Source organism: Methylobacterium sp. OAE515 (assembly GCF_041806315.1).
GTDB lineage: Bacteria > Pseudomonadota > Alphaproteobacteria > Rhizobiales > Beijerinckiaceae > Methylobacterium > Methylobacterium tardum.
On record NZ_JBGMUV010000001.1, the window covers coordinates 1180035 to 1206177 of the forward strand.

The following is a 26143-nucleotide window of genomic DNA, read 5'->3' on the forward strand; positions in this document are numbered from 1 at the left end:
GCCGCTGCAGGTCTATCCGCCGCCGCGGCCGGAAGTTCCCCGGCCGCTTGTCCGCCCGGCTTGCCCGGTGGGTCAGCCGAACAGGGTCCGGGCGACGATCTGCGGGTCGATCGGTTTCTGGCAGAGGGCCACGGCCCCGTGGGGCGGCGGCACGGCGGCCGGATCGTAGCCCGTCGCGAACAGGAACGGCACGCCCCGCGCGTGTAGGGCGTCGGCTACGGGGTAGACGAGCTCGTCCTGCAGGTTGATGTCGAGCACCGCGGCGTCGATCTCGGCGGTGCTGGCGATCAGGGCCAGCGCCTCGTTCACGCTGGGCACCGGGCCGAGGACCTGGGCGCCCCCCTCCTCGAACCAGCTCTTGAGGTCGACGGCGATGAAGTAGTCATCCTCGACCAGCAGGACCCGCCGGCCGGTGAGCGCCTGGGTGGACAGGGTCATGCTTGGCTCCCGATGGCTTCTCCCGCGGGGAGGGGAAGGTCAATCGCGCAGTGAAGCGCCGTCTCGCCTAGTTCGTAGCGGGTCTTGGCCTTGAGCGCATAGGGCAGCGCCCGCTCGATGAGTTCGCGCCCGTAGCCGCCCCGCGTCACCGGGCTCTGGATGTCCCGCTCGCGGACGAGACCTTCTTCGACCCACTCGACCAGCAGCCGGCGCCCGTCCTCCGACGGAAAGGTCCGCCAAGTCACGTTGAGGCGCCCATGGGGGGTGGTGAACGCACCATATTTCAGCGCGTTGGTGGCGAGCTCGTGCAGAGCCAGCGCAAAGGTCTGCACCGTCGCCTTGCGCAGGCGCACCATCGGCCCCGTAAGCCGGATCCGGCCCTGCATGGTCGGCGCGTCGAGGGCCGCCAGTTCCGTCTCGATCAGCGCCCGGAGCGTGATCGGCTCCTGGTCCGAGCGCGACAGGAGGCCCTGCACGCGGGAGAGCGCCGAGAGGCGATCGTTGAACCGCTCCCGGAACGTCTCGCCCGGCCCGGTCTGCGCCATGGTCTGCTTGGCGATGGACCGCACGACCCCGAGCAGGTTGCGGGTCCGGTGCTGCAGCTCGGCGACCATGACCTGCTGCCGCTCCTGGAGCTGGCGCAGGTCGTCGATATCGGTCGAGGTGCCGAGCCACTCGACGATCCGGCCCTCGGCGTCACGGACCGCCGTCGCGCGGGTCTGGAACCAGCAATGGCGGTTCTCGGGGGCGTTGCAGAGCCGGTGCTCGTACGAGAGATGGCCCGTCTCTGCCGCGTCGCGCCAAGCCGCCTGGGCGGTTGCCCAATCATCGGGATGGACCGCGTCCAGCCAGCCCCAGCCCAGGCTGGTGACGTCGGTCTGGCCGGTATAGGCCTGCCATTGCGGACTCGACCAGATGCACGTCCCGTCGATGGCGGCGCGCCAGATGAGCTGCGGGATCCCCTCGGTCAGGGTGCGGAACAGCGCCTCGCTCGCGCGCAGACGCCGCTCGGCGAGCACGCGTTCGGTGCTCTCGACCACGATGGCGATGACGCCGGCGGGCTGCCCGCTCGCGTCGAAGACCGGCGAGTAGTCGAGGTTCATCCAGACCTGCTCGGGCCGCCCGTAGCGGTGCAGGGTGAGTTCCTGATCCCGGTAGGACAGCGTGCCGCCGGCGAGCCCTACGCGCATGACGTTGTCGTTGAAATCGGCGACCTCCGGCCAGCCCTCGCGCACCTTCGAGCCGAGGAGCTGCGGGTGCCGGCCGCCGGCGAAGCCTGAATAGGCATCGTTGTAGATCATGATGCCGTCCTCGCCCCACAGCAGGACGATCGGCACCGGTGAGAGCAGCACGGTGCTGACCGCGAAGATCAGGCATTGCGGCCAGCCCGTGATCGGGCCCAGGGGCGTCTGCGCCCAGTCGTAGTTCCGGACGAGATCACCGAGTTCGCCGCAGCCGGCCGGAAGGGGCCACGCCTCGTTCATGCCCTGAACGAACCCCGGGACAACAGCACGGTCGAGCGCGGGACTGAGAGAGATGGCGGCGATCCCACGACGGCATGGAGCATTGGCCGGGCCGCTTGCCGAAACCGCCCGGCCGCGACGCTACTACATGGCCGCAAGCCTTGGTAGGGCCGCCCCTGCGCGCGCGCGGGCTTACGCCGCGGCGCGCTCCACAGCCTCGGCGAGCTGGCTCGCGACCGCGTCGCCCTTGTAGATCTCGTCCACCGCCTGCTTCAGCTTGGACGCGTCCTCGGTCCGGCCGAGGGCCTTGGCGTAGGCGGCGGCCGAGCCGAAGCCGGCCAGACCGTAATGCGACATGCGCTGATACTGCGCGATGATCGCGACGTCGCGCAGCTTGCCGTCGCTCGGCGCTTCCTTGATCCCGTGCTTCAGCGCCTCGGACACGAGACCCTCCATGCCCTTGCAATGCTCGGGCTTGGTCTCGCCACCGTTGGCCTGGATCAGGCTCTTCAGCACGTCCGTGTGCTTCTGGATGCCGCCGACCGAATGCTCCAGCATCTGCTTCAGCTTCACGTCGCTGACCTGCCCGCTGAGCTGCTGCACGGCCTTGACCATCTGGTCATTGGCCGACCAGAGATCCTGCATCTCATCGAGATAGACCTCTTTCAGGGTGCCGGGTGCCGACATCGCCGCCTCCGTGTTGGTTGCCGATGCCCGGTGAACCCAGGCTGGCAGGCGGTGTTCCGGGACGCCGCGGGACGCGGGACTTCGGTTGGCGGCGAACCTCCCGGCCGAAGGGGTGACGCTTCCCATGCCTGCAGTCCCCTTGCGTGCAGCGCGGCGCCCGGATGCCGAGCGGCAGCCGGTTCAACAACGTCACCCGGAGCGCCATCGACAGCGGCGGCAACGCCGTCGCCGGGAGCACCGCGGCCCCGAGCGGCCGGTGAGCCACACCGGGCCGGCGCGCGGCCAGCCCGGATTTCGCTCAGGCACCGCGATAGCCCGTCCCGCCGTTGCCCGCCGGGCTCTCGTGCTGGGGCTCCGCGTGAGCCTTGTTGTCGAAGGCACCCATGTCGCCGGGCTCGGACTGGCCCGGGGAGCGGGGCCCCTGCGGTCGCTTTGCTATGGGCTCCGGCGGATAGGGGCGGGCACCCGCCGGGTCCTCGGTCAGCACGTCGCGGGCCGGTCTCGGGTCGGACTCGCTCATCGAAGGGCTCCTGATCACGCCGCGTCGCTCAGGAGAAGGAGCGGTGGCCGGCCCAGTTCCCCGCGGGTGGCCTACCTGCGGTTAGCCGTCTCCGGGAAGCGGCGGGCGAACCAGTCACGCAGGATCTGGCGCTCGTAATATAGGCCGCCGGTCGAGAAACGCGGGTTCGACGTCAGCAGGAAGTTGATGTCGGTGACCATGTCCTCGCCCTGCGCCACGATGTGGCCGCCGCGGCGCAGGGCGTAGGCGAGGCGGATCCGCGGCGGCGTGGCGTCGGTCACGACCCGGACGCCCGTCGGCGTCGAGAAGCCCGGACGGTCAAAACCGGCGAGGTCGATATCGAGGACGGTGATGTCGAGGCGTTCCCCCGGCCGGAGCCGGGCGGCGCCGAGATCCTGGAAGATCCGGGTCAGCTCAGCCAGGGTGACCCGGAGCGGCTGCCCGGAGGCGAAGCGGTTCTCGGCGTCTGTGAAGCGCTCGGGTGCCGCGTAGCGCACCTGCACCTCCGCGCGGGCCGGCCCGGCCGCCAGCAGTGCCGCCATGAGGGCCAAGCCGGCCCAGCCGCCGGCGATGCGTGTGCGCATGTCGCGTGTCCTCTGTGTGTGGCCGCCGCTCGGGCGTCCGGGATCGCAGGGACCCGCTCCCTGGGTAACAGGTCGCGCCGGCCATCGTTTCCGCGTCCCGCTCCGTCGGGGACCTGCGACCGAATAAACCCGGCCCCGTTCATAGTCTCGCCGTGTTCCGGGCGCCTCGTGGCATCACCAGCCCCGCGGGGCTGCCCAGTCCTGGGAGAACGACCGCATGCTGAACTCTGTCCTCGCGCTCCTCACGGTCATCGCGGTGCTGGTGGTCACGGCACTGTTCAAGCTGCCGCTCCTGCCGTTCCGCCTCGCCGGCCGCCTGCTGCGCCATCGCCCGGCGGCCGCCTGAGCGTGCCGGTCATTCCGCCGCGTCGATGGTGAACGCCATCCCGCGGCCCGGCCCCTGGTCGGAATAATCCACGAGCGCCAAGCCGCGCTCGGCCAGCGTCGCCGCGACGGTGTCCCGCTCCTTGCGCACCATCTGGCCGACCGCGAGCGGCGTCAGCCGGGGGCTCGCGCGCCGCAGCTGATCGACCCCGATGCTCGCCGGCAGGCCTTCGCCCTCGGCGATCCGGGCGAGCGCGAGGCCCAGATCCTTCGCCTTCGTTTCCGCGGCGGATTTCGGCTTGAACGCCATGCTGTCTCTTTACCTCCTCGGCGCGCCGGCCCGACCTGGAGCCGGCAGTCTCTCCGTCACGCGGCCCTCGCGTCGACGTTCACGTCAGGGAAAGCCCTGATCCAGACGCGGCGACCCCGCGCGTCGTAGACCTCGACCTGCCAGGCCGACCAGTCGAACCGCTCGACCACTCGCTCCATAAGGGCGAGCGCCACGCGCTCGGCATGGACCCGCATCCCCGCCGCGTTCGGCAACCGGCTGCCCCTCAGGTCGGTCACCAGCTCGTGGCCGTCCGTGCAGTGGAAGCGGTAAAGCCGCATCGGCATTGACGTTTCCTCGACCAATCCACAGCGCTCCACAGCGATCCGAGAACCCGGCGCCGCGGCGGTTGAACCGACCCGGCCGATGCGCTTTGTTCATGAAATGTTCTATTCGGATTCGAGCCGCGATGCACGCAGATCCTGATGAAGCGCCTGTGGAGATTCGTCTCAGGGAGGCCGAAAGGATCGCCCTGGCCTATCATCGGGCCGCCCGCGGCGATGCATGGCACGCCCTGGTGACGGCCGTCGCGGACGCGCTCGTGGATCTCGCCGAGGCGGAGCGGTGCATCGCCCGGCAAGGGCAGCTGATCTCGCACGGCTATGCACGGGGCCGGACGGGTGCGTCCGAGGCGGCGGGGCCGTCGCGACCGGAACGGCCGTAGCGTAGGAGCCGGGCCGTTCCGCGTGGCGAGTCCGGAGCGCCGTTCTGCGGCGGCGCCGGCGCGGGTGCTTTCAAGACCCGCGCCGGGTGACATGTCAGCGAGACCGTTCAGGCGGTCCGGCGGCCCTTGCGCTCGCGCTCGGCCATGGCGCCGGGCTGTCCGAGGCCGATCGCCTTGGCCAGGGCGGAGCGCTGCTCGGCGTAGCTCGGGGCGACCATCGGGTAGTCGGCCGGCAGGCCGTAGCGATCGCGGTAGCTGCGCGGGTCGAGGCCGTGGCTGGTCAGGTGACGCTTGAGCGTCTTGTAGGTCTTGCCGTCGATGAAGCTGACGATCCCGTCGGGGCGGACCGACTTGCGGATCTGGGCGGCGCTCGGCTTCTCGACATCGGCCTGCACGGCCGCGCCGGTGTCGGCGGTCAGCGTGCCGGAGACGAGGCCGGCGATCGCGCCGTGCACGCGCGTGATCAGGGCCGGCAGCTCGGCAGCCGGCACGGGATTGTTCGACACATAGGCGGCAACAAGCTCAGCAGTGATAACGGCTAAGGTGTCGGTCGTCTCGTCGGGCGTCTCGTTCATAAGATCTCTTTCGATCCACGTTGGGTCTTCTTGTTGTTTGAGGCGGGCAAAGGTTTAGATGAGGTAAATTTTGAAGTAAGACCTTGCGAATATCGTGCAATTTTGCGCGTTATGCTGCGCGCCAGGCGGGCCTGCGTCCGGGGCAGAGTGTCTGACGTCGTCCCATCATCGTTTCGTCGCTGCGGTGACGGCCGGTATCGCGCTCGAGACCGGGGTCAATGAACCTGCCCGGGTCGGACGGGGGCGGGTCCCCGCTCCCGTGCGGGAGGGATCTCGTAGAGAGCCGGGTGAGGGATCAGATCTGTCCGGACGAGGTGCAATCCGGGTCACGCTTCGAGGGGAGCGTCGGATCCTGAAATGTCACGTTCCTCACCCCAACCCTCTCTCGCATGGGAGAGGGAGTACGTCGTCGCTGTGTCGGCCGGCGACGCCCATCTTCTGGACCGATCGCGTTGCACCCGGCAGCAGACCCCTCTGGGATGGCTGTCCAACCCCTTCGCCTCATCCCGGGGTGACCGCGTCAGCGGGCGTCGAAGGAAGCTTCAGGGATCGCGCGGCCCGCCGGAGGGCTGCTTCGAGGCGGCTCACGCTGCACCTCAAGATGAGGGGGATAGGATCCCCTGGTTCCAGGTGGCCGTCGTGTCCTGTGCCGCAACGCGATCGAGGGCGGCTCCGGGCCGGGCTGCCGCGCGCCGGGATCAGACCCGGCGCGCCGCAGCGCACGGCGGTCAGAGGTCCGTGGTTGCGGGATAGGCCCGGACCCGGCCCTGAGTCGCCGCCGAGCCGGTGGCGCCGGTGCCGGGGTTCGGGGCCGTCCAGCCCTCCGCGCGCCACGCGCTCGCCTTCTCGTCGAGATCGACCGGGCCGTGCCGCTCCAGGATCTCCGTCACGGCCGATGCCGGGACCGCCCGGGCCTCGGCGATCCGGACCGTGACGAGCGTCCCGCCCCGCCGCACGCCTTCGCCATAGGCATGCGCATCCGTCTCGCTCACGCCGGCGCCGGTGAGCGCGCCGGCAAGGCCGCCCGCCGCCGCACCGATCCCGGCGCCCGTCAGGGTGGCGACGAGCCAGCCGGCGGCCACCACCGGCCCGACTCCGGGAATTGCGATCAGGCCGAGACCGGCGAGAAGGCCGGCGGCGCCGCCCACGACGGTGCCGAGGGTCGCGCCGGCGCCGGTGCCGTCCTTGGCCCTGTCGGCCGTCTCGGCGGTTCCGTGCCCGCCGCCCGTGAGGCGGCCGGCATGGCGATCCCCCTCGTTGTTGCTGACAAGACTGACATCGCCGTGCGGGATGCCGACGCCTTCGAGTTCGCCGACGGCGGCGCTGGCGTCCTCATAGCGATCGTAGAGAGCCGTGATGGTCTGTTGGGCCATGATCAATCTCCTGTCGGGTTCCGAGGGGCTCACTGCGCCGACACGTTGCCCTTGAAATCGAGGCCGACCTGCACCGACTGGCCGCCATGCGTAGCGGTGCCGCGCCAGATGCCGTCGGCATCCTTCTTGAGGTCCTTCGCGTCGGTGTAGCCGGCCTTCGCGAGCCGCGAGCGCGCCTCGCCTTCGGTGAAGCTGTTGGCGCCCTTCTCCAGCTTGACGGTGCCGGCGGTGCCGGTCCCGTCGGGCGTCATCTTGTCGGTGTTCGGCCGCGTCACGCTCTCCTGGCCGCCGGATTGCTGGCTCGTCTTGGCGTCGGGCGCGGCGGGCGTCCCCGTGACCGTGGTCTGGGCGACGGCGCTCGATCCGAGCAGAGTCGCGAGGACGAGGGCGAGGGGTATACGCATGATGGACTCCGTCGACGGTTTCACGGTGACCAATTCGACGGACGGGCGATACGTTCCAGAAAGAGCAGATCCGGTCCGCAGGCGATTATCGCCGCGCTCGCCGAAACTCTCCATTCTTGTAGCGCAGAGATAGATCTTCCCCTGGTCTTGGATCGATCTCAAGTCGACCCGCTGGCCGGTGCAGAAGGACCCGAGGGCGACGCCAGGTCGACTCAACCAGCGCCGTAGCCGCCCTTCCGATTGTCAGGCTGAACGGCCGGTGGTCGGGTGTCGTAACCGCCGCTCTCCGGAGCGTCGTCGGATGCCGGCTCCACGGGGCCCGGCGCGTGCGGCCCGCTGCCTCCGGCCACAGGATCGACCTGCTTCGCCTGACCGGCCGGCCGCCCCGGCGGGACCGATCCGAGCGCTTCGCGTGCGGCATCGACATCCTGTCCCATGCGACGACTCTCCTGATCCGCCCGTCCGTGTGACAGGCCAAGGCGGCAAGCGGGCGCATGTTCCCGGAGAGACGGCATTCCGGCGCGCGCCGGGCGATCGGAGGCTGCGGCCGCCGCGCGAGGGCGGTCAGTGCAGGCCGCTCTCCCGGGCGATGGCGCGCCCGAGGCACATCAGCAGGCGGTCGACCGCGGCGTGGATCTCGGCCGCGGCGTCGTCGTCGAGCGTGCGCTTGAGGGCGATGGCCAAGTCGGCGGCGCGGCTCAAGGAGTCGAGCGGTGCCGCCTCGCCGCCGACGACGGGGCGCTCGCCGCCCTCGCGCAGCTCGGTGATGTCGATGATGATGCCGCCTGCGCGGACCGGATGCCCGAACGGGTCCTGGAACGCGCGCCCGCGGCTCAGCAGCCAGCGCACCGCTCCGTCCCGCGCGACGACGCGGTACTCGGCCAGGACCAGGCCTCCGGCCTGCACGGCCTGCTGGACATGGTCGAGGAGCCACGGATGATCGTCTGGATGCACCGCCGCAATCGCCTGGAGGCTGCCGATCCTCGTGTCGGCCAGGGAGGCGTCGCCGGTCAGCAGCCGCGCCGTGCCGGCATCGTACATCATGGTCCCGCCGACGATGTCCCATTCCCAGGTTCCGACCACACAGGACGCGTCCAGTGCGGCGCGCAGCCTGTCGAGCGGCTCGCTGAAGCCGTCGATCGCGTTGATCGGCGCTTCCGATCCCTCCCCCATTTGCCAGTCCTACCCCACGATCTCAGGATGATCTGGCGCATGGAGATGCCATTTCATCCAGACCGCGCGGAAAATTCACGTTCCGGTGAGGGGGATAGGCCGCCGACGGCTGCGCTCACGACGGGCAGCGCAACCCTCGGGCGGGACCAACGATCAACGCGCCTCGCGTGTGCAGAGCATCGCGCGCCGCACGATCTCGATGGTCCACGCCCAGAGCAGGTGGCCGAGCACCTCCGAGAACGTCTCGTGGGTCGAGATGTCCCAGATCTGCGGCGCCCAGCCGCCGAGGGGCAGCAGGAAGGCGTGGAACAGGACGGTGACGATCAGCCCGAAGGCCAATCCCTGCCACAGGGTGACGAGCGGGATCGGGATGGCCAGCAGGCAGTAGAGCAGGCCGAAGATGACCGAGAAGCCCTGATGCACCAGGGCGACGCCGTAATTGATGACGTGGCCCGTGAAGACATAGGTCATGTCCTCGGCGTTCAGGCCGAGCGCTTTGAGGATGGCGAAGGGTGGCGAGATGCGGCCCGCCTCGCGTGGCGGGAACGGGATCTCGGAGCCCCATTTGACGAAGCTCGACAAGTTCCCGCCCACGAAGCCTGCCATGGCAGCTGTCTTGAAGTCATGCCGCGGCTTCGTGGCCGCCTGAACATCCGTGATCGATCCCATCTTCAGAGACCCATTGTTTTTGCCCCGATCAAGACGTGATCCGCTGTCGGGCCGCAGCTCCCAGTTTTCGCAAGATCTGGGAATAGGCGGCCGGCCCGGTCGATTCGTCCTCGGCCCGCCCTGCTATCAGCAAAAAATCTTCAATCTCAAGACAGGGCTGTGGTCTTGTGAGATATGCGGTGCGTAGATAAATGATTTTCGCCCGTAGTATTTCAAATGAATGTCAGTTGCGAAACCGATATAGGAAATAATTACGGAGATTAGATGGATGTTAAGCTTTCATAAAGCATCAATAATCGTTGAACATCGTTGCAGCGGCTCATGCGCCTCGGCTCGGCACTCCGAAGGCGGCAGACGCACGGCGCCGCCTTCGGAGTGCCGATGGGGACCGGCGAATGCGGCGTGAGACGGGAGGGTGGGCGCCCGGTCCCGCAACGGCCCAATCCGAACCGGGCGCGAGCCGCCGCGCGCCCGCTCAGGGCCGCGCGCCGCAGGACTCTACTTCCGTTGGCTCGTGGGATTCGGGGTCGCGGACGTATCGGGCGACACCGCCGGGTTCACGGGCGTGACCTTCGACCAAGTGGCCGCGATCGCCACGATGGCGGCCAGCAGGGCGACGAAAATTCCGATGAGGACGAGGCGCTTCATGACAGGGCTTTGAGCTTCCGTACAGGCCCGGCCACGCCGGGGAACGGCCGGGGAACGGCCGGGGAACCGCCGGGGCCGATGATCGATCCCTGCCGCAGCCCAAATCCGACCGGTCCGGAACTCACCGGTGCAGGGCGCGCATCCGAGCCAGTGCCGCCGCGGCTTGGGCGGCCAGGGTTTCAAGGCGGCAGATGGTGGCGTCGTCGGGGATGACCGAGGCGCACCAATAGGCCCCGAGCGCCGCAACCGGCTCGGGAAACCCGATTGGCACGATCACGAGGCTGCGCATCGACGTGGTGCGGTAGGCGGCAATCGGAACCCGGGCGTCGAGCTCGATGTCCGGCACGATGACCGTCTCGCCGTTGAGGATCGCCCACCCCGACGCACATTCCGTCACCGGGAACCGGCGTCCGCGCCAGAGCGGCTCGATGGCATCCTCGGCCGCATAGACCACGCTCTCGCCCTCGCGCAGCACCACGGCGATCCCGTCGGAGCCGACGACCGCCCGCGCGGATGCCCGAAGGGCGGCCACGACCTCATTCAGGGATTGTGCTGTTTCGAGTTGGGCGGCGGCGAGCGCTAAGCCCGAAGCGGGCCGGAAATGCGTCTCAGCCATCCCGTAGATCTAGCGGGGTTGGGGCGCTCCGTCCACGCAAGGGCAAAGACATGTGGCGCCCCTGTCGACATACGGGCCGCTCGGCACGCGGGCGCGGGCTCACCGGGTAGCCTTGTGATGGCGCCGATGACAACCTGCGATAGGATTTCCTCTGGGCGCGCCCCGCCCCGGCCAGCATCTGTGTGCCGCGGCCAGAGGAGCGGCTGTCGACCCTATGTAATTTGTCTGACGCTCGGCTCTCCGCAGCAGACGTACCAGAATAGTTCCCGACCGATCGATCACCGGTCGGTGATGATGTGTTTTATCGCACTTTCCTGCTGATCCGTTTCGAACGGTACCGGAGCGGTGTTGCAGCGATGCACTATCGCCAAGGCTCATCCTGACGTCCTGTCGCGCCGCACACATCCCGCCCAACGGGAGACAGAGGACCAGATGATCAAGAAGCTTCTTCTCGCGAGCGCCGCCACGGCTCTCCTGACCGGCGCCGCCTCGGCCGCCGACCTGCCGCGCCGCGCTGCTCCGCCGCCGGTGTTCACCCCCGTCCCGGTCTTCACCTGGACCGGCGCCTACTTCGGTATCAACGCCGGCTACGCCTTCGACGCCAGCAGCCGCTCCAACAGCTCGGTGTTCGGCGTCCCCGCCCCCTACGCCGCCCTCGGCACCACCGCCACCTTCCGTGACCGCAGCCAGGACGGCTTCTCGGGCGGCGCGCAGGTCGGCTACAACTACCAGTTCACCCCGGGCTCGGGCGTGGTCGTCGGCATCGAGGCCGACGCTCAGTACCTCGACTTCGGCCGCAACCGGAACAACGCCTTCATCTCCGGCGCCGTCGCCCCGGGCTACTACGTGACCGACCCGCGCGGCCTGTCGAGCCTCGACTACTTCGGCACCGTGCGCGGCCGCCTCGGCTACGCCTTCGACCGCACCCTCGTGTACGGCACCGGCGGCTTCGCCTACGGCTCGGGCAGCGCTGACCGCTCGTTCGGCGGCTACGCCGGCAACGACAGCTTCCGCACCGGCTACGCGGTCGGCGGCGGCGTCGAGTTCGCCCTGCCCACCGAGTCGTTCCTGAACTTCTTCCGCTCGTCCGCCGTGACGTTCAAGATCGAAGGTCTGTACGTGAACCTGGAGCGCGGCAACCGCAACCAGGGCGCCCTGGTCGTCAACGCCGCCAACCTGGTCCCGGCCTATTACAGCCCGATCGGTCGCCGCGACGACGAGTTCGCCGTCGTCCGCGCCGGCCTGAACTACAAGTTCGGCTCGTACTAAGAGCCTGCAAAGGCCCGGGACGCGGTTCCGCATCCCGGGCCGGGTAGCGCTCGCCAGCACCGCACGATCGCGCGAGGCTGTCTCCGAAAGGGGGCGGCCTCGTTCGCGTTGGGGAGCGGGGTCAGCTCGCGCGGAGCTTGCCCTAGGCGGTAATGATCCTGTCCGGCTGGTGGGCGCGATCCTCGCGCTGCAGACGCTTCGTGCGTCGCAGCTGCTTCTCGACCTTGTTCAGGGCTGCACGGAATGCCCGCGGCACGCTCTCCCCCAAGGCCTCGGCGCTCATCATGCCCTGGCCGCTCATCTGCATGTTCACCGAGCAGCGGAAATCGCCGCCCTCCCGCGCCACGTGGACGGAGGCCGTGACGAGATTGCCGAGATACTTGTTGGCGGCATCCTGGATGCGCCGCTGCGCTTGATCGCGAAAGCTCGCGCCGAGTTCGAGATGCGCGCTGCCGACCGTAATCGTCCCGTTGATCATGGATGTCTCCCGTGCAGGGACAACCGGGGAGGGGGGCCGGGGTTCTGTCCCGGGGGGAGGCAGCCCGCCTTTTGAGCGGGTCTCAATAGCCCTTCCACAGGCCGGGCGTGGCAAGCTCCAGCAGGTGCGCATCCGGATCGCGGAAGTAGAGGCTGGTCCCGCCTCGCGGCCAATGGGTGCGGCCCTCGACGGCGATGCCGGCGGCCGCCAGACGGCCCTCCCAGGCGGAGAGGGCATCGGCGTCGATCGAGAAGGCGATGTGCGCCGGCCCCCGCCCGTCATGGGGCGGAATATCCCCGCCCGGGGTCGGGATCGGCTGGAGGGACCCGCCTTCCGGGAAGAGCAGCAGGACGCCGCGGCCGCCGACGTCGAAGGCGCGCATCCGTGCATCGGTGTGGATGCAGGTCAGGCCGAGGATGTCGCGGTAGAACGCGTCCGCGCGCGCGAGATCCGCGACATAGAGGGCCGTCTCGAGGACCGCGTTGAGCTTCGGCATGGAACCCCCATCCCGGTCGGACGGCTCACGGGCCGCCGGCAAGCGCGCCCGCGACGACCATGATCAGCGCGTCGATATCGATCCGCCCGTCGATCCGCGCGTAGCCCGGCTCGGACAGGTCCACCTTCGGCGCGGGATCCTCCGCCTCCGCTTGGCGCTGCAGCTCCGCCACGATGGCGTCGCGCACGGTGTCGTTCAGGTCCATGATGCTCTCCCGCTCTCGGTGCCGCGCGTCCGTCCGCGATCCCGGCGCTCAGGCCTGCTTCGGCTGCCCGTTCGAGGCGGTCAGGCCGCCGTCGACCGGCAGGTTCACGCCCGTGACGTAGCGGGCGGCGTCGCTGGCCAGGAAGGCGATCACGTCGGCCACCTCCTCCGGCTCCGCGCCGCGCCCGAGCGGGATGCGCTCGGCGAAGCGGCGCATCAGCTCCTGATCGCGCTTGATCTCTTGCGTCAGTCCCGTGAAGGTCAGCCCGGGATTGACCGCGTTGACCCGGACTCCCTGCGCGCCGAGCTCCAGCGCCAGGGAGCGGGTGAAGTTCGACACCGCGCCCTTGGCGGCGTTGTAGAAGCTCATGTTCCAGTCGCCGCCGAGGCCCGAGACGGACGAGACGTTGACGATGTTGCCGCCGGCCTGAACCAAGTGCGGAAGGGCGGCGCGGGTACAGAAGAACACGCCGTCGACATCGACCGCCATGACGGTGCGCCAATCCTGCACGGAGGCTTCGAGGATCGAGCCGGTGGGCACGACGCCGGCATTGTTGACGAGCACGTCGAGACGGCCGAACCGGTCGATCGCCGCGGCGATGAGCGCCTCGGCGTCCGCCTGCTCCGAGACGTCGCCCGTCTGAAGCACGACCCGGCCGGGGTCGAAGCCGGCCGCGACGGCCTCGAGCGGGCCCCGCGTGCGGTCGTTCAGGACGACCTGCGCGCCCGCGCCCCCGAACCGCTTCGCCGTGGCGGCCCCGATCCCGGATCCGGCGCCCGTCACGATCACCACTTTGCCGTCGAACTGCATGCCGATGCCTGGAGCCCCGCGTGTCCGGCCGTTTCACAGGGCTAACCGCCCGGTTCCGGAACCGGTTCACCCCGGGCCCGCAGGCCCACTCAGGCGGTCGACGGCCGGCGCGCGTTCGGGTCCGCCTGCCGCGCGCGACCGGGCACGAGCGACAGGGCGGCCGAGAGCAGGGCGAACACCACCAGCGGGATGAGGCTCAGGGTGAAGCTGCCGGTCCCGTCCTTGATCGCGCCGATCAGGTAGGGGCCGAGAAAGCCGCCGAGGTTTCCGACCGCGTTGATCGCCGCGATGCTCGCGGCCGCCGTCGCGGGCGGCATCTGCTCGGTCGCCAGCGCCCAGAACGGACCTTTGAGCATGTAGACACCCACCGCCGCCACCGTCAGCGCCGCGACGACCGGGCCGAGCCCCGTCAGCACCGTGCCGCCCGCCAGGCCCAGGGCCAGGACCAGGAAGGACAGCGCGAGGTGCCAGCGCCGCTCGGCCGTCCGGTCGCTGTGCCGGCCCCAGAGGATCATGGCGACCGAGGCGAAGCCGTACGGGATGCTGTTCAGCAGGCCGGTCTCGAAATTGCCGAGGCCGAAGCTCTTCACGATCTGCGGCGTCCAGAACGAGAGGCCGTAGCTGCTCGCCGTCGAGCCGAAATAGATCGCGGCGAACAGCAAGAGCCGCCGGTCGCTCAGGATCTCCCGCAGCGGCGGCTTCGCCGACTGGCCGCGCCGGGTGTTGCGCGCCGCCTCGGCCTGGAGCTGCCGCTGCAGCCAGTCGCGCTCATCCGCCGGCAGCCACGCCGCGTCCCGCGGTCCGTCCGGCAGCAGCCACAGGACCGCGACGGCCAGGAGCACCGCCGGCAGGCCCTCGAGGATGAACAGCCACTGCCAGCCCGCGAGCCCGAGCCCCGTCACGTTGAGCAGCGCACCGGAGATCGGCGAGCCGAGGAACGACGAGATCGGGATCGAGATCATGAAGACCCCGATGATCCGCGCCCGGTAGGCGGAGGGGAACCAGTAGGTCAGGTAGAGGATCACGCCGGGGAAGAAGCCGGCCTCGGCGAGCCCCAGCAGGAAGCGCAGGCCGATGAACGACCAGGGCCCCTGCACGAGGGCCATGGCGGCGGAGATCAATCCCCAGGTCGCCATGATCCGGGCGATCCAGAGCCGCGCGCCGAAGCGCTCCAGCATCAGGTTACTGGGGATCTCCATCAGGAAGTAGCCGAGGAAGAAAATCCCGGCGCCCCAGCCGAACACGGTGGCCGACAGGCCGACATCGTGGTTCATCTGGATCGCCGCGAAGCCGACGTTCACCCGGTCGAGGAAGGACACGAAGTAGGCGAGGATCAGGAACGGCACGAGGCGCCAGCCGATCCTGCGCATCGCCGAGCGTTCCAGCGCGGTGTCGTCCGGGGAGCCTGTCACCAAGCCTGTCATCGGGCGTGTCCTCGTCGCGTCATGGAATCCGCGCGGCGTCGAGGGCGTCGATGCACCGCCGCGACGGCGGTGAGACGGACGTCTCGGGCTTCCTCGCGGGCCGGTCATCTCTAGCGGTGACCTGTGCCGACCCTGCTTAACCCGTTCGCGACACGGCTGGGAAGCGCTCCCGGGGCTTCAACGGAGCGGATCTGTTGATCGTGACGGCGTCTTCGTATGGCAGGATACCGGTGAAGACCGCCGAACCGGCGATACAGCAGGCTCTTGCAGGAGGGCTGCGGAGGTTCTGCAGGGGCGCCGGTCGCCGGTCCTGCGCGATCCCGATCGCGGGAACGCGACCCTCGCCGCGTTCGGGTCTGAGGGACAAGGCCGCGCCCGCGCCCGGAGCCGCTGATCCCGCGCCCCCGGCCCGACGCCTTGGAAGGGGGTCGGCCCCTCCGCCTCAGCCCTTCCTGACGTTCCAGAACACCGGCACGCCGTCGAGCACCCCCGTCAGGGACGGCTTGTACGAGGTCTGGTTGAAGTACTGCCCGAGCGGCAGGTAGGGCAGGTCGGTGAAGGCCTGCTGCTGGAGCTCGCCCGCGAGCGTCTTGCGCGCGGCGGTGTCGGGAGCGTCGAGCCATCGATCCCGCAGCGCCTCGATCGCCGCGCTGGTCGGCCAGCCGATCGCCGCGCTCTGTCCCGTTCCCCGCAGGAAGGCGCTGACCGCCGGGTTGGCCTGATCGAGCCCCGCCCAGAAGGTGCAGAACGCGCTCCACCCGCCCTGGGCGACCGGATCCTTCTTGGCGCGCCGCTGCACCACCGAGCCCCAGTCCATCACTTGGTAGTCGACGTTGAAGCCGGCGCGGGTCAGCATGTCGGCCGCCACGTCGGCGAGCGCCTTCAGGCTCGGGAAGTCGGAGGCGCCCATCAGCACCACCTTCTCGCCCTTGTAGCCCGCCGCCGCGAGCGCCTTCTTGGCCGCCTCGTAGTCGCGCTTGCCCGTGAGCGCCCCGAGGCCGACATCGCTCGCCATCGGCAGGCCGGGGCAGAAGAAGCCGGTCGGCACGTGGATCAGCTTGGGGTCGGTGCCGGTCACGGCCTGCATGAAGTCGGTCTGGTCGACGACCTTCAGCAGCACCTGCCGGATCGCCGGATTGTCGAAGGGCGGCTGGAGCTGGTTCATCCGCAGGCAGCCGATCAGGCCGGTCGGGTCGGTGATCCGCGTCGTCAGGTTGCCGAGCGTCGGCACGAGGTCGGCCGGGGGCTGCTCCCACCAATCCATCTCGCCCGTCTGCATGGCCGAGGCGGCGGTCGCCTGATCGGGGATGATGGTCCATTCGACCCGGTCGACGAAGGCCCGCTTGGGACCGGACGTCCATTGCGGCTCGCCGCCCTCGCGGGGGACGTAGCCGGCAAAGCGCTCATAGACGACGCGGGCGCCGACCACCCGCTCGTCCGCCTTGAAGCGGAACGGGCCGCTGCCGACCATCTCGGTCACCTGGGTGAACGGGTCGGTCTTGGCGAGGCGCTCCGGCATGATCGCGCAGATCGACGAGCCGACCTTGCCGAGCGCGTCCGGCAGGAGCGCGAAGGGCTTCTTCAGGCGGAATTGGATCGTCCGGTCGTCGGGGGCCGAGAGTTCGTCCGTGTAGGCCATGAGCGTCTGGCCCATCGCGTCGCGCTTGCCCCAGCGGGCAATGCTCGCCACGCAGTCGCGGGCGAGCACCGGGCTGCCGTCGTGGAAGGTCAGCCCGGGCCGCAGGGTGAGGCGCCACAGCGTGCCGTCATTCTCCACCGTGTGGCCGGCGACCATCTGCGGCTGTGCGGCATAGCCGGCATCGGTGCCGTAGAGGGTGTCGAACACCGCGAGCCCGTGATTGCGAGTCACATAGGCGGTCGTCCAGATCGGATCGAGCACCGTCAGGTCGGCCTGCGGGATAAACTTGAGCGTCCGGGAGGCCGTGCCCTGCGCCAGCGCCGGGGCCGCGAGCGCGGCGCCCGTGAGGGCCACGAAAGATCGTCTGTTCAGCATGCCAGCCCGTCCGTCCGGTTTGTCCCGCCGGATGGTAGCACGCACCGGGCCAAGGAGCGCCAGGGTAGGGAACGCCAGGGCTGTGTCCGGGCCCAGTTAAGCCCGCCTCACGTCTCCCGCAGGCGCTGGATCACGGCTTTCATCGTGCAGGTGACGCCGTCCGGCGCGAAGCGGAGCACCACGTCGCCCCCGAGCGTGTCGGTCAGGGTTCGCTCGATCAGCCGGGATCCGAAGCCGCGTCGTTCGGAGGGCGTCACCGGCGGGCCGCCATGCTCGCTCCAGCACAGGTGAAGCGTTCGCCCCGCCTCGCCCCGGGCCGTGTGCCACACGATCCGCACGCGCCCCGTCTCGCAGGAGAGGGCGCCATACTTCGTGGCGTTGGTCGCCAGCTCGTGCAGGGCCATCGACAGGGCCACCGTCTGGCGCGGGCCCAGGCGCACGGCCGGTCCCGTCACGGCGAACCGCGCGGCGGCATCGGTCCCGGCATGGGTGGCCAAGGCCATCTCGACGGTGCGCTGGACCGACGTGCCGAGCCAGCGCTCCTCGACGAGAACCCGATGAGCCTGCCCCAGCGCCACGACCCGCGCCAGCAGGGCGGCCCGGCCGTCGGCGAGACTCGGCGGATCCCGCAGCGTCTGGCTGATCATGGCCTGCACCAGGGTCAGGGAGTTCTTCAGGCGATGCGAGAGCTCGCGCATCATGGAGGTCTGATGCTCGCAGCGCATCCGCAGACGGGCCGCTGCCTGCTCGGAGGCCTGGAGACGCGCCCGCAGGACCTGAACCTCCCACTCCAGGCTTCGCTCCCGGCTGGCATCCGCCTGCGCCCGGCTCTCCGCCACCTCCTGGACCCGCGCGGCGTCGATGTCCGCCATCAGCGCGAAGGCCCGCTCGGCCCGCTCGGCCCGCTCGCCGGCCTCTTCAAGGCAGCGCCGCAGATACGCAGTTTCGGCGGTGGATTCCGGACGCCGCCCCGACATCGTGGACACCTATCGACACGCCCCGGCCCTCGATCGGCAAGCGCGAAAATAGGCGATGTCGTGCGGCGGGCCGCTAACGTCCGTTAACGCGCGCGTTTTTTCGAGCGTGGGTTGCGGCCGGTTCGATGCCGCGCGCCGACCCGCCGGCCGGCATCGAACCGGCCGCCCGTTGCGCAGGACTGGCTTGAGACTCTTAACCGCTTATAAAGATCGAAGATAACAAGCTTTCGTCAATATAAGGACTTTATTGTAGGTCATCAGGTCGCGGTCGCCGCGCTGAGCGGACCGGCTTCCGGCCCTCGCGCGGTGTTGCCGTCCTCCAAGTCCGAGGGCGGGCGGGGCTTTCCAGGATCGTCGTCATGAATTTCACCGTCTCCGCACGCCTGTCCGCGCGCCGGTTCGCCTACCAGCACGTCTCGGTCCTGACCGCCCTGGATCAGGGCATGAGCCTGATCGCGGCCGGCATGGCCGACGTGACGATCACGGACGGCAGTGGCCGGGCCCGGACGCCAGCGGCTCTGTACCGGTCGCTGTTCGAGCCCAACCGCGCTGCGCCGGTACCGGTCGCGACGACCCAGGCGCAGGCCGCCTGATCAGGCCGAAATCCGGCGAAGTTCCAACGTTCCGGCGCTCGGATGCCGCGAGACCCGGTCTCAATACCGAAGAAATCTATCGCGTCCGGGTTCGTCTTTCTGGACATCTCCGGAGATCAGGCTTAGCCTGTGGGCGTTCGTGCCGCTGATGTTTCGGCCGGATGCTTCCAAGGATCGTTCTACATGAAGCGCCGCAGCGCGCGACCATTTATGGTCGAAGTCAAGCACACCCGTACCGCACGCACATCGCTGACCTCGTCTCATCCAGCCACGCGCTCGGCCAAGAGCCTGTGGCCGGAACTGGCCGAGGCCGAGACGAAGCCGACCCAGCCGGACCTTCAGGCTGCACCTGCCGCCCGGCAGGAGGAGCGCCCTGCACAGGCACAGGCACCGGCCCGGCGCGTTCTTCCGAGCCTGGTCCCGATGTTCGAGATCTCGGCCGAGCCGGAGGTCGCCCCCGCAGTCGAGTCAGAACCGGTCGCGACGCCGCGGGTGCGCCGTCCGCGGGCCCGCGTCGAGCAGACCCCCGCGGCGAAGCCCGCGGCCAAGCCTCGCCGGGCCGCCCCTCGGCCCGAGCCCTCTGCCGCTCCCGAGGTGGTCGAAGCCTCCGCCCGCGCGATCCCGGCCCAGCCCGGTCAGGCTCCGTCGCCGCGACCCGTTCCCTCCTGGCGCCGGGGGACCGAGCTGCGGCTCGGCGAGCGCTGGAAGCGCCGCCTGCCGCAATACTGCCGCTGATCCGTCGCCTGACCGACCTCCGGCGCGGTCAGGCGAAGAACGGCCTGAAGTTCTCGATCCAGCCGCGCAGCCAAGCCTCGCAGCCCCGCTGGGCGCCCTCGGCATCCTGGCCATGGCCCCAGATGTCCTCGGCGAGCGGGCTCCACCACGTCCAGAACCGGCTCGATCCGTCGTACTCGCAGATTCCGACCTGCACCGCGCCGACCCGTCCGACGAAGCGTGGGAGCGGCACGCCGGCCGTCACATCCTGCGTCCAAGTGATCAGGCTCTTGGTGGGTCCGTTGGTCGGGCGGTCGTGCATTCCGTTAGAACGGCGCCGCGACCCGTGCGTTCACGCGCCGCGCTCTCACGCCGCCAGCTGCTCGGGGAGGGCGCCCGCGGCCAGCCGGGAGTTGCGGTAGCGCGGGTCCGCCGTGACCTCGCGCTCGACCCACGGGGGCAGCACCACGGGCTGGTCCTCCCGATCGAGCTCGATCTCGGCCAGGATCAGACCGGCGAGGTCGCCGCCGAACACGTCAACATCCCAGACGGCGCCGGCATGCTCGACCCGGTAGCGCGTCTTTTCCAGCCGCCGACCGGCCGGCAGGCGGGCCAGAAGCTCCGCGCCGTCCTCCGGTGCGATCGGAAACTCGATCTCGTCGCGGCTGATTCCACGCCGGGGGCTTTTCCAGGTGACCAGCATGTGCGCGCCGGCTTGGCGGATGCGGATCGTGTCGGTGCCGTCGGCGACGAGATAGCCCTGAACGAGGCGCGTCCCCGATTGACACAAGGTCAGAACCGACGGGCTCGCAATGAACTTGCGCTCGATCTCGACCGGCATGCCGCGACTCGCTGGTGTTCGACGCCGAAAGCTTTCGCCAACAAGGCGGCGCAACGCAAGCGCGCCGGTAGGCTCGCGGCACGGCGTTACAGGCATGGCTCGCCGACACTTTAGCCAGGATGCAATGCCCACATCTTCAACTATGTAAAAGCGGGAGGAGACTTTCGATTGCAGGATCGCGCGCAGAAGAACCATTCCCTCTCGTCGCCGAGGTCAGCACTGAAGACGGTATCCAAGCGTCCCAGCCTGAAGAAGCTGCTGCGGAAGGCGCATGCCAAGCCGCTCAAGCAGGTTGCAGCCTTGCCGTTCCGCGTGGGTGCGGACGGCCGGATCGAGGTTCTCCTGATCACCTCGCGCGACACGGGGCGGTGGATCATCCCGAAGGGCTGGCCGATGCTGGGCCGCAAGGCGCATCGGGCGGCCGAGCGGGAGGCGTTCGAGGAGGCCGGCCTGAAGGGCCAGATCGCGGCCAGTCCGGTCGGATGGTATCGCTACGAGAAGCGCCTCGAGGACGGCCTCGCGCTCCCCTGCAAGGTGCGCGTGTATCCCCTGCGGGTCGAGGTGCAGCACGAGCGCTGGCCGGAGCGGGATCAGCGGACGTTGCAATGGTTCGCGCCGGAGGAAGCGGCGCGCCTTGTCGACGAGGACGAGCTCCAGCGGCTGCTGGCGGGCTTCGCGGCGGGGCCGCACGACCGCCGCGCGTGAGCGCCTACGACGACATGCCCACCGTCGTGGTGGTTCTCGTCCCGGTGGAGGGCGGTCTGCTCATGGTCCGCCGCGGCTTGGCCGACGGTTACGGCCAACTCGCCCTGCCCGGCGGCTACCAGATGCGCGGCGAGAGCTGGCAGAGGCGGGCGCACGGGAAGTGCTGAGGAGACCGGATTGCAGATCGCGGCCGAGCCGCTACGCCTCCTCTCGGTGGTGACCACGCCTGATCGGCGGCAGAACCTGCTGTTCTGCGAGAGCCAGCCTTCCCGGTTCGCGGATCGGGGCGAGCCCGACGGCGAGGTTCTCGAGGTTCTGGTTGTCGACGCACCCGTCCAGACGGCCTTCCCGACCCACGATGCCATGGTGGCAGCGTTCTTCGCGCGCTGATCCGCGCCGATCGGACCGCCTAGCTCGGGGAACCGGCCGGGCGCCCCGCCGTTGATGGGATAGATTGGATCATTTCTAAGTTCCAACCCCGTTTGTTCCAGGTCGCAGCGGCCCTGCGCCGCCGATCCCACAGGAGCCTGACCATGAACGAGAAGTGCGAGACCTGCCGGTTCTTCGACGAGCACAAGGGCAACGGCGCCGTCGCGCAGAACGATGCCGGCCTGTGCCGCTTCAATCCGCCCATCAGCCAGCCCGCACCCGAATCCAAGGGGCTCTGGCCGGTGGTCGCCGCACAGGATTGGTGCGGCCACTACACCCCCGAGATGACGGCGGCCGAGTAGGGCCGCTCCCCGACCAAGCAAAAGGGCCAGCCGTCAGGCTGGCCCTTCTCGTTTGGCCGCAGCGCTGGATGGGCCGGCCGCCGCGGAACAGGAAGTCCGGGCTCAGCGCGGCCGACGGCGCACGCTCACCACGTTGCTGGCCGGCTCCGCCTTGCCGGCGGCCTCCGGCAGGGTGTCGAGGGCGGTTTTGACGATGGTGGCGGCGTCCAGGCCGGCCTCGGCGTACATCTTCTCCGGGCTGTCGTGGTCCTGGTAGCTGTCCGGCAGCGTCATCGTCCGCACCCGGACCCGCCCGGCATCCAGAGCCCCCCGCTCCGCCAGGAGATGCAGCACCATCGCGCCGAACCCGCCCCGCGAGCCCTCCTCGATCGTGATCAGAACCTCGTGGTCCCGCGCAAGCTCCAGGATCAGCGCCTCGTCCAGCGGCTTGGCAAAGCGCGCATCCGCCACCGTCACCGCCACGCCCTGCTCGGACAGCGCATCCGCCGCCTTCAGCGCCTCCGACAGACGCGTGCCCAGGCTCAGGATCGCCACACGCGCCTCCGCGTCCCGGCGCACCACCCGGCCCTTGCCGATCGCCAGTGCCTCGCCCCGCTCCGGAAGCTCGACACCGACACCCTCGCCGCGCGGGTAGCGCAGCGCGATCGGGCCCGAGTCATGGGCGTGGGCGGTCGCCACCATGTGCACCAGCTCGGCCTCGTCGGATGCCGCCATCACGGTCATGTTCGGCAGGCAGCACAGATACGCCAGGTCGAACGCACCCGCATGCGTCGCCCCGTCCGCGCCGACCAGGCCCGCCCGGTCCATGCAGAACCGCACCGGCAGGTTCTGCAGCGCCACGTCATGCACGACCTGATCGTAGGCCCGCTGCAGGAAGGTCGAGTAGATCGCCACGAACGGCCGGTAGCCCTCGGTGGCCAGCCCGCCCGCGAACGTCACCGCGTGCTGCTCGGCGATGCCGACGTCGAAGGTCTTGTCCGGATGCGCCTTGCCGAACAGGTCGATGCCGGTGCCCCCCGGCATCGCCGCGGTGATCGCCACCACCTTGTCGTCGGCGTCGGCCGCCTTGATCAGGCTCTCGCCGAACACCCGCGTGTAGGCCGGCGCGTTCGGCTTGGCCTTGGCCTGCACGCCTGAGACCACGTCGAACTTGACCACCCCGTGGTAGCGGTCGGCGCTGGCCTCGGCGGGTGCGTAGCCCTTGCCCTTGCGGGTGACCACGTGCAGCAGGATCGGGCCGTGCTCGGCGTCGCGGACGTTCTTGAGCACCGGCAGCAGGTGGTCGAGGTTGTGCCCGTCGACGGGGCCGACGTAGTGGAAGCCCATCTCCTCGAACATGGTGCCGCCGCCCACCACCAGCGAGCGGGCATATTCCTCGGCCGCGGCGGCGCGCTGGTAGAGGGCCTTCGGCAGGAGCTTGCCGAGCTGCTTGGCGGTCTCGCGCAGGGACTGGTAGGCGCCGCCCGAGGCGAGCCTGGCGAGGTAGGCCGACATGGCGCCCACAGGCGGCGCGATCGACATGTCGTTGTCGTTGAGGATGACGATCAGGCGCGAGTGCAGGGCGCCGGCGTTGTTGAGCGCCTCGTAGGCCATGCCGGCCGACATGGATCCGTCGCCGATCACCGCGATGGCGTTGCGGCGCTTCTGCGCGCCGCCCGTCTGCTTGGCGGTGGCGTTGTCGAGGTCGCGGGCGACCGCCATGCCCAGCGCGGCCGAGATCGACGTGGAGGAGTGGGCGGCGCCGAAGGGATCGTAGACGCTCTCGCTCCGCTTGGTGAAGCCCGACAGGCCGCCGCCCTGGCGCAGCGTGCGGATGCGGTCGCGACGCTCGGTGAGGATCTTGTGCGGGTAGCACTGGTGGCCGACGTCCCAGACGATGCGGTCGTCGGGGGTGTCGAACACGTGGTGCAGGGCGACGGTGAGTTCGACGACGCCGAGCCCCGAGCCGAGATGGCCGCCGGTGATCGACACCGCGTCGATCATCTCGGCGCGCACCGCGTCCGCCACCGCCTGCAGCTCCGATTCCGGAAGCCCGCGCAACGCCGCAGGATTCGGGATTCGGTCGAGAAGCGCGCTCTGCTCGGGGGAAATTGCCACGGCATCAACCTCTAACGGATGGGATCGGTTTGATCGCCGAGCCTCAGGACATATCGAGCGGGGCGACGCCCTCGGGCCGCCCGTCGGCGCCGAGGGTGATCCGCTGGATCCGCGCCTCGGCCCGCTTCAGCAGCGCCTCGCAATGCTTCTTCAGCACCTCGCCGCGCTCGTAGATCGCCACCGACTCGTCGAGCGGAACGTCGCCGCGCTCGAGCCGGCGCACGATTTCCTCGAGCTGTTCCAGCGCCTTCTCGAAGGGCAGGTCGCCGGCAGCGGGGGCCACCTCGGGTCTGCTCGCACTCATCCCAGATACTTCCTTTGGAGGGTTTCTACGGCGCCAGCCCCCATCGCCACAACCCAGGGCACAGGTTTGGCGGCCGGCTCCGCACCGTTTTGGAAGCGTGCGGCGGCGTTTGCGCCACACTCGGGACGGGTGTGAGACCGCCGCCGTACGATCGCGGACAGGCCGCGGCGGCCGTGACGAAACCCGTTCGGGAGAGCGGTCACGCGAGCGTCAGGCAGAACGGCGTGCCCTCGAACGCGTCGGCGCCGCGGCCGATTCGCGCGATGGCCGCGACCATGCGCCCGTCGCGGCCGAGCATCCGGTCGGCGATGGCGACGAACAGCGGATTGGGCGTCGCCGACGGGGAGGCGGCCCGCAGGGTGTCGGCGATCGCCGCCTCGTCGCGCTCAGGCGCCAGGGCACAGGCCGCAATGAAGGCCGCGGCGGTGGAGCGGCTGATCCCGGCATAGCAGTGGATCACCAGCGGCTTCTCCCGTGGCCAGGCCCGGACGAAGTCGAGAACCCGCGCCACGTGCTCTTCTGCCGGCAGAACGTGTCCGTCGCGCGCCGCCGCGATGTCGCTGACGCCGATGACGGCGTGGTTCTCGGCGTCGATCACGGCGGGACGCTCCAGCGGCGTGCCGACATTGATCAGCGTGAGCACGTGACTGGCGCCGGTCGCCGCGACGGTCTCGGGCAGGCGTGAGAGAGGGCAGACGTGGAGGCTCGGCATGGTGGCCGCGCCAGTGGCGTGCGATCGTGACGGATCGAGGGCGGCCGCGTGTCAGCTTGAGCGGAGCGCGTCGAAGCGCGCGCGGAATTGTGTCTCGGCTTCGGCGGTCGGCCAGGGCTCGGCGAGCGCCAGCACCCGGTCCGGCAGGTCCGCGGCAGGTCCGAAATAGCGCTCGGCCTCCTCCGGCGCGAAGCCGGCGAGGCGGATCGCCTCGAGATGGGCGGCGATCCGGTCGGCCTGCTTCACCAGGCGGGCGAGCGCCGGCGCCGGGGCCGGGAGGCCGAAGCGGCCGCGGATGGCGTCCAGCAGCCGCAGCTCGACGCCGCGATACGCATCCCCGATCGCGGCCTTCAACGGCGAGATGATGTCCCCGACCACGTATTCCGGCGCGTCGTGCAGCAGCAGCTCCAGGCCGTCCGGGTCGGTGCAGGCCGGGGCGACATGTCGGCCCACCGCCTCGACCAGCAGGCTGTGCTGGGCCACTGAAAAGACATGCGGCCCTCGGGTCTGGCCGTTCCAGCGGGCGACCCGGGCGAGGCCGTGGGCGATGTCGGCGATCTCGATGTCGCGGGACGCGGGATCGAGGAGATCGAGGCGCCGGCCGGAGAGCATCCGCTGCCACGCGCGCGGGGCCGGGTCGGGCGCAGATCCGCTCATCGCGCCTGCCCCAGGTGGGCGCAGGGCCCGTGCCGGTGGCAGCCGACGAGGTGGTCGTTGACCATGCCGACGGCCTGCATGAAGGCGTGCACGATGGTCGGCCCGCAGAACGAGAAGCCCTCGGCCTTGAGGGCCTTGCCGATCGCGCGGGAGACCGGGGTCTCGGTGGCGATCTCGGCGCGGCTCCGGGCCGTGCCCTGGAGCGGCTGCCCGTCCACGAAATCCCACAGGAAGTGCGCGAAGCCGGGGCCGCGCTCCTCGATCCGCAGCCAGGCCTTGGCGCCCGCGATGGTGCCCTGGATCTTGGCGCGGTTGCGGATGATGTAAGTGTCGCCCATCAGCCGCGCCACGTCGTCGTCCGTGAAGCGGGCGATCCGCTCCGGATCGAAGCCCGCGAAGGCGTCGCGAAACCCCTCGCGGCGGCGCAGGATGGTGATCCAGGACAGGCCGGCCTGGAAGCCGTCGAGGATCAGCTTCTCGTAGAGGGCCCGGCCGTTGCGCTCGGGCACGCCCCACTCGGTGTCGTGATAGGCGACGTAGAGCGGATCGAGGCCAGCCCACCAGCAGCGGGGGCAGCCGTCGGGGTGATCGATCAGGCCGGTCTCGGACATGCGCCCGGTTTAGCGAGAACAGGAGCGGAACGCCATGGC

General features: G+C 69.8%; 37 protein-coding genes. 9 read left to right on the forward strand and 28 right to left on the reverse strand.

The window, feature by feature from the left end; genetic code table 11:
• Positions 1–72: 72 nt before the first annotated feature.
• The 5 genes from ABIE45_RS05745 to ABIE45_RS05765 all read right to left on the reverse strand — a co-directional run bounded on the left by ABIE45_RS05745 (position 73) and on the right by ABIE45_RS05765 (position 3692).
• Positions 73–438: a response regulator gene (locus ABIE45_RS05745; RefSeq protein ID WP_192709576.1), complete on the reverse strand. Its 366-nt coding sequence runs from the start codon at positions 436–438 to the stop codon at positions 73–75.
• The gene (locus tag ABIE45_RS05750) at positions 435–1922 is read right to left on the reverse strand and encodes an HWE histidine kinase domain-containing protein (RefSeq protein WP_192709575.1); all 1488 of its coding nucleotides are present in this window, start codon (positions 1920–1922) and stop codon (positions 435–437) included. The genes ABIE45_RS05745 and ABIE45_RS05750 overlap by 4 nt, the downstream gene beginning before the upstream one ends.
• A 171-nt stretch (positions 1923–2093) precedes the next feature.
• Entirely contained in the window at positions 2094–2588 is a 495-nt protein-coding gene (locus tag ABIE45_RS05755) for a ferritin-like domain-containing protein (RefSeq protein WP_192709574.1), read from the reverse strand.
• Between the two features lie 298 nt (positions 2589–2886).
• A complete protein-coding gene (locus tag ABIE45_RS05760; RefSeq protein WP_192709573.1) occupies positions 2887–3108 on the reverse strand; it encodes a hypothetical protein in 222 nt (73 codons plus the stop codon).
• Between the two features lie 71 nt (positions 3109–3179).
• On the reverse strand, positions 3180–3692 hold the full coding sequence (locus ABIE45_RS05765) for a DUF3016 domain-containing protein (RefSeq protein WP_192709572.1): 513 nt from the start codon (positions 3690–3692) through the stop codon (positions 3180–3182).
• 217 nt (positions 3693–3909) lie between these two features.
• Between ABIE45_RS05765 and ABIE45_RS05770 the strand changes: the two genes are divergently transcribed.
• A complete protein-coding gene (locus ABIE45_RS05770) occupies positions 3910–4038 on the forward strand; it encodes a hypothetical protein (RefSeq protein WP_283214895.1) in 129 nt (42 codons plus the stop codon).
• A 9-nt stretch (positions 4039–4047) separates the two neighbouring features.
• Here ABIE45_RS05770 and ABIE45_RS05775 read toward each other — a convergent pair whose 3' ends face one another.
• Together ABIE45_RS05775 and ABIE45_RS05780 are read right to left on the reverse strand one after the other, a co-directional pair.
• Positions 4048–4326, reverse strand: coding sequence for an adenylosuccinate synthase (locus ABIE45_RS05775; RefSeq protein WP_192709571.1), 279 nt, complete (start codon positions 4324–4326; stop codon positions 4048–4050).
• 56 nt (positions 4327–4382) lie between these two features.
• Positions 4383–4631 carry a hypothetical protein gene (locus ABIE45_RS05780; protein WP_192709570.1) on the reverse strand — a complete coding sequence of 83 codons (249 nt, stop codon included), beginning with the start codon at positions 4629–4631 and terminating at the stop codon, positions 4383–4385.
• Positions 4632–4780: 149 nt separating this feature from the next.
• Here ABIE45_RS05780 and ABIE45_RS05785 point away from each other — a divergent pair, with 149 nt between their 5' ends.
• On the forward strand, positions 4781–5008 hold the full coding sequence (locus ABIE45_RS05785) for a hypothetical protein (protein WP_373622192.1): 228 nt from the start codon (positions 4781–4783) through the stop codon (positions 5006–5008).
• Positions 5009–5115: 107 nt separating this feature from the next.
• Here the strand turns inward: ABIE45_RS05785 and ABIE45_RS05790 are convergent, their stop codons facing one another.
• The 7 genes from ABIE45_RS05790 to ABIE45_RS05820 all read right to left on the reverse strand — a co-directional run bounded on the left by ABIE45_RS05790 (position 5116) and on the right by ABIE45_RS05820 (position 10466).
• On the reverse strand, positions 5116–5583 hold the full coding sequence (locus ABIE45_RS05790) for a MucR family transcriptional regulator (protein WP_192709568.1): 468 nt from the start codon (positions 5581–5583) through the stop codon (positions 5116–5118).
• Positions 5584–6311: 728 nt separating this feature from the next.
• Positions 6312–6956, reverse strand: coding sequence for a hypothetical protein (locus ABIE45_RS05795; protein WP_192709567.1), 645 nt, complete (start codon positions 6954–6956; stop codon positions 6312–6314).
• A 29-nt stretch (positions 6957–6985) separates the two neighbouring features.
• Entirely contained in the window at positions 6986–7360 is a 375-nt protein-coding gene (locus tag ABIE45_RS05800) for a hypothetical protein (RefSeq protein ID WP_192709566.1), read from the reverse strand.
• A 564-nt stretch (positions 7361–7924) separates the two neighbouring features.
• Positions 7925–8533, reverse strand: coding sequence for a PAS domain-containing protein (locus ABIE45_RS05805; RefSeq protein WP_192709565.1), 609 nt, complete (start codon positions 8531–8533; stop codon positions 7925–7927).
• Positions 8534–8686: 153 nt separating this feature from the next.
• Positions 8687–9139, reverse strand: coding sequence for a DUF1440 domain-containing protein (locus ABIE45_RS05810; RefSeq protein ID WP_373622193.1), 453 nt, complete (start codon positions 9137–9139; stop codon positions 8687–8689).
• Between the two features lie 561 nt (positions 9140–9700).
• Positions 9701–9850, reverse strand: coding sequence for a hypothetical protein (locus ABIE45_RS05815; RefSeq protein ID WP_192709563.1), 150 nt, complete (start codon positions 9848–9850; stop codon positions 9701–9703).
• A gap of 121 nt (positions 9851–9971) precedes the next feature.
• Complete coding sequence (locus tag ABIE45_RS05820) at positions 9972–10466, reverse strand: GAF domain-containing protein (RefSeq protein WP_192709562.1); 495 nt, start codon at positions 10464–10466, stop codon at positions 9972–9974.
• A gap of 432 nt (positions 10467–10898) precedes the next feature.
• On the opposite strand from ABIE45_RS05820, the gene ABIE45_RS05825 reads away from it, so the two are divergent.
• Entirely contained in the window at positions 10899–11735 is an 837-nt protein-coding gene (locus ABIE45_RS05825) for an outer membrane protein (protein ID WP_373622194.1), read from the forward strand.
• A gap of 142 nt (positions 11736–11877) precedes the next feature.
• On the opposite strand, the gene ABIE45_RS05830 is transcribed toward ABIE45_RS05825, so the two are convergent.
• From ABIE45_RS05830 to ABIE45_RS05860, 7 genes are all read right to left on the reverse strand, one after another.
• Positions 11878–12213, reverse strand: coding sequence for an HPF/RaiA family ribosome-associated protein (locus tag ABIE45_RS05830; protein WP_192711378.1), 336 nt, complete (start codon positions 12211–12213; stop codon positions 11878–11880).
• 82 nt (positions 12214–12295) lie between these two features.
• Positions 12296–12709 carry a VOC family protein gene (locus tag ABIE45_RS05835; RefSeq protein ID WP_192711377.1) on the reverse strand — a complete coding sequence of 138 codons (414 nt, stop codon included), beginning with the start codon at positions 12707–12709 and terminating at the stop codon, positions 12296–12298.
• A 25-nt stretch (positions 12710–12734) separates the two neighbouring features.
• Positions 12735–12914, reverse strand: coding sequence for a hypothetical protein (locus ABIE45_RS05840; protein ID WP_192711376.1), 180 nt, complete (start codon positions 12912–12914; stop codon positions 12735–12737).
• A gap of 48 nt (positions 12915–12962) precedes the next feature.
• Complete coding sequence (locus ABIE45_RS05845; protein ID WP_192711375.1) at positions 12963–13724, reverse strand: SDR family oxidoreductase; 762 nt, start codon at positions 13722–13724, stop codon at positions 12963–12965.
• Between the two features lie 89 nt (positions 13725–13813).
• Positions 13814–15148, reverse strand: a complete 1335-nt coding sequence (locus ABIE45_RS05850; RefSeq protein ID WP_192711374.1) for an MFS transporter — start codon at positions 15146–15148, stop codon at positions 13814–13816.
• A 442-nt stretch (positions 15149–15590) separates the two neighbouring features.
• Positions 15591–17162, reverse strand: coding sequence for an ABC transporter substrate-binding protein (locus ABIE45_RS05855; protein ID WP_192711373.1), 1572 nt, complete (start codon positions 17160–17162; stop codon positions 15591–15593).
• A gap of 107 nt (positions 17163–17269) precedes the next feature.
• Complete coding sequence (locus tag ABIE45_RS05860) at positions 17270–18139, reverse strand: sensor histidine kinase (protein ID WP_192711372.1); 870 nt, start codon at positions 18137–18139, stop codon at positions 17270–17272.
• 359 nt (positions 18140–18498) lie between these two features.
• On the opposite strand from ABIE45_RS05860, the gene ABIE45_RS05865 reads away from it, so the two are divergent.
• Positions 18499–18732 carry a hypothetical protein gene (locus ABIE45_RS05865; protein ID WP_192711371.1) on the forward strand — a complete coding sequence of 78 codons (234 nt, stop codon included), beginning with the start codon at positions 18499–18501 and terminating at the stop codon, positions 18730–18732.
• Between the two features lie 183 nt (positions 18733–18915).
• A complete protein-coding gene (locus tag ABIE45_RS05870) occupies positions 18916–19467 on the forward strand; it encodes a hypothetical protein (protein ID WP_192711370.1) in 552 nt (183 codons plus the stop codon).
• Between the two features lie 28 nt (positions 19468–19495).
• On the opposite strand, the gene ABIE45_RS05875 is transcribed toward ABIE45_RS05870, so the two are convergent.
• Together ABIE45_RS05875 and ABIE45_RS05880 are read right to left on the reverse strand one after the other, a co-directional pair.
• Positions 19496–19768: a hypothetical protein gene (locus ABIE45_RS05875; RefSeq protein ID WP_192711369.1), complete on the reverse strand. Its 273-nt coding sequence runs from the start codon at positions 19766–19768 to the stop codon at positions 19496–19498.
• Positions 19769–19813: 45 nt separating this feature from the next.
• Complete coding sequence (locus tag ABIE45_RS05880; protein ID WP_192711368.1) at positions 19814–20287, reverse strand: CYTH domain-containing protein; 474 nt, start codon at positions 20285–20287, stop codon at positions 19814–19816.
• A gap of 246 nt (positions 20288–20533) precedes the next feature.
• Between ABIE45_RS05880 and ABIE45_RS05885 the strand changes: the two genes are divergently transcribed.
• From ABIE45_RS05885 to ABIE45_RS05900, 4 genes are all read left to right on the forward strand, one after another.
• Entirely contained in the window at positions 20534–20992 is a 459-nt protein-coding gene (locus ABIE45_RS05885) for an NUDIX hydrolase (RefSeq protein WP_192711380.1), read from the forward strand.
• Entirely contained in the window at positions 20989–21159 is a 171-nt protein-coding gene (locus tag ABIE45_RS05890; protein WP_192711367.1) for a hypothetical protein, read from the forward strand. The genes ABIE45_RS05885 and ABIE45_RS05890 overlap by 4 nt, the downstream gene beginning before the upstream one ends.
• 10 nt (positions 21160–21169) lie before the next feature.
• Entirely contained in the window at positions 21170–21382 is a 213-nt protein-coding gene (locus ABIE45_RS05895; RefSeq protein WP_192711366.1) for a hypothetical protein, read from the forward strand.
• Positions 21383–21525: 143 nt separating this feature from the next.
• A complete protein-coding gene (locus tag ABIE45_RS05900) occupies positions 21526–21723 on the forward strand; it encodes a hypothetical protein (RefSeq protein WP_192711365.1) in 198 nt (65 codons plus the stop codon).
• A 102-nt stretch (positions 21724–21825) separates the two neighbouring features.
• Here ABIE45_RS05900 and dxs read toward each other — a convergent pair whose 3' ends face one another.
• The 5 genes from dxs to ABIE45_RS05925 all read right to left on the reverse strand — a co-directional run bounded on the left by dxs (position 21826) and on the right by ABIE45_RS05925 (position 26104).
• Positions 21826–23820, reverse strand: coding sequence for a 1-deoxy-D-xylulose-5-phosphate synthase (gene dxs / locus ABIE45_RS05905; protein WP_192711364.1), 1995 nt, complete (start codon positions 23818–23820; stop codon positions 21826–21828).
• A 43-nt stretch (positions 23821–23863) separates the two neighbouring features.
• The gene (locus ABIE45_RS05910) at positions 23864–24124 is read right to left on the reverse strand and encodes an exodeoxyribonuclease VII small subunit (RefSeq protein WP_192711363.1); all 261 of its coding nucleotides are present in this window, start codon (positions 24122–24124) and stop codon (positions 23864–23866) included.
• A gap of 199 nt (positions 24125–24323) precedes the next feature.
• Complete coding sequence (locus ABIE45_RS05915; RefSeq protein WP_192711362.1) at positions 24324–24836, reverse strand: tyrosine phosphatase family protein; 513 nt, start codon at positions 24834–24836, stop codon at positions 24324–24326.
• A gap of 51 nt (positions 24837–24887) precedes the next feature.
• Positions 24888–25448, reverse strand: coding sequence for a hydrolase (locus ABIE45_RS05920; protein ID WP_192711379.1), 561 nt, complete (start codon positions 25446–25448; stop codon positions 24888–24890).
• A 41-nt stretch (positions 25449–25489) separates the two neighbouring features.
• Complete coding sequence (locus tag ABIE45_RS05925) at positions 25490–26104, reverse strand: DNA-3-methyladenine glycosylase I (RefSeq protein WP_192711361.1); 615 nt, start codon at positions 26102–26104, stop codon at positions 25490–25492.
• Between the last annotated feature and the right edge of the window lie 39 nt (positions 26105–26143).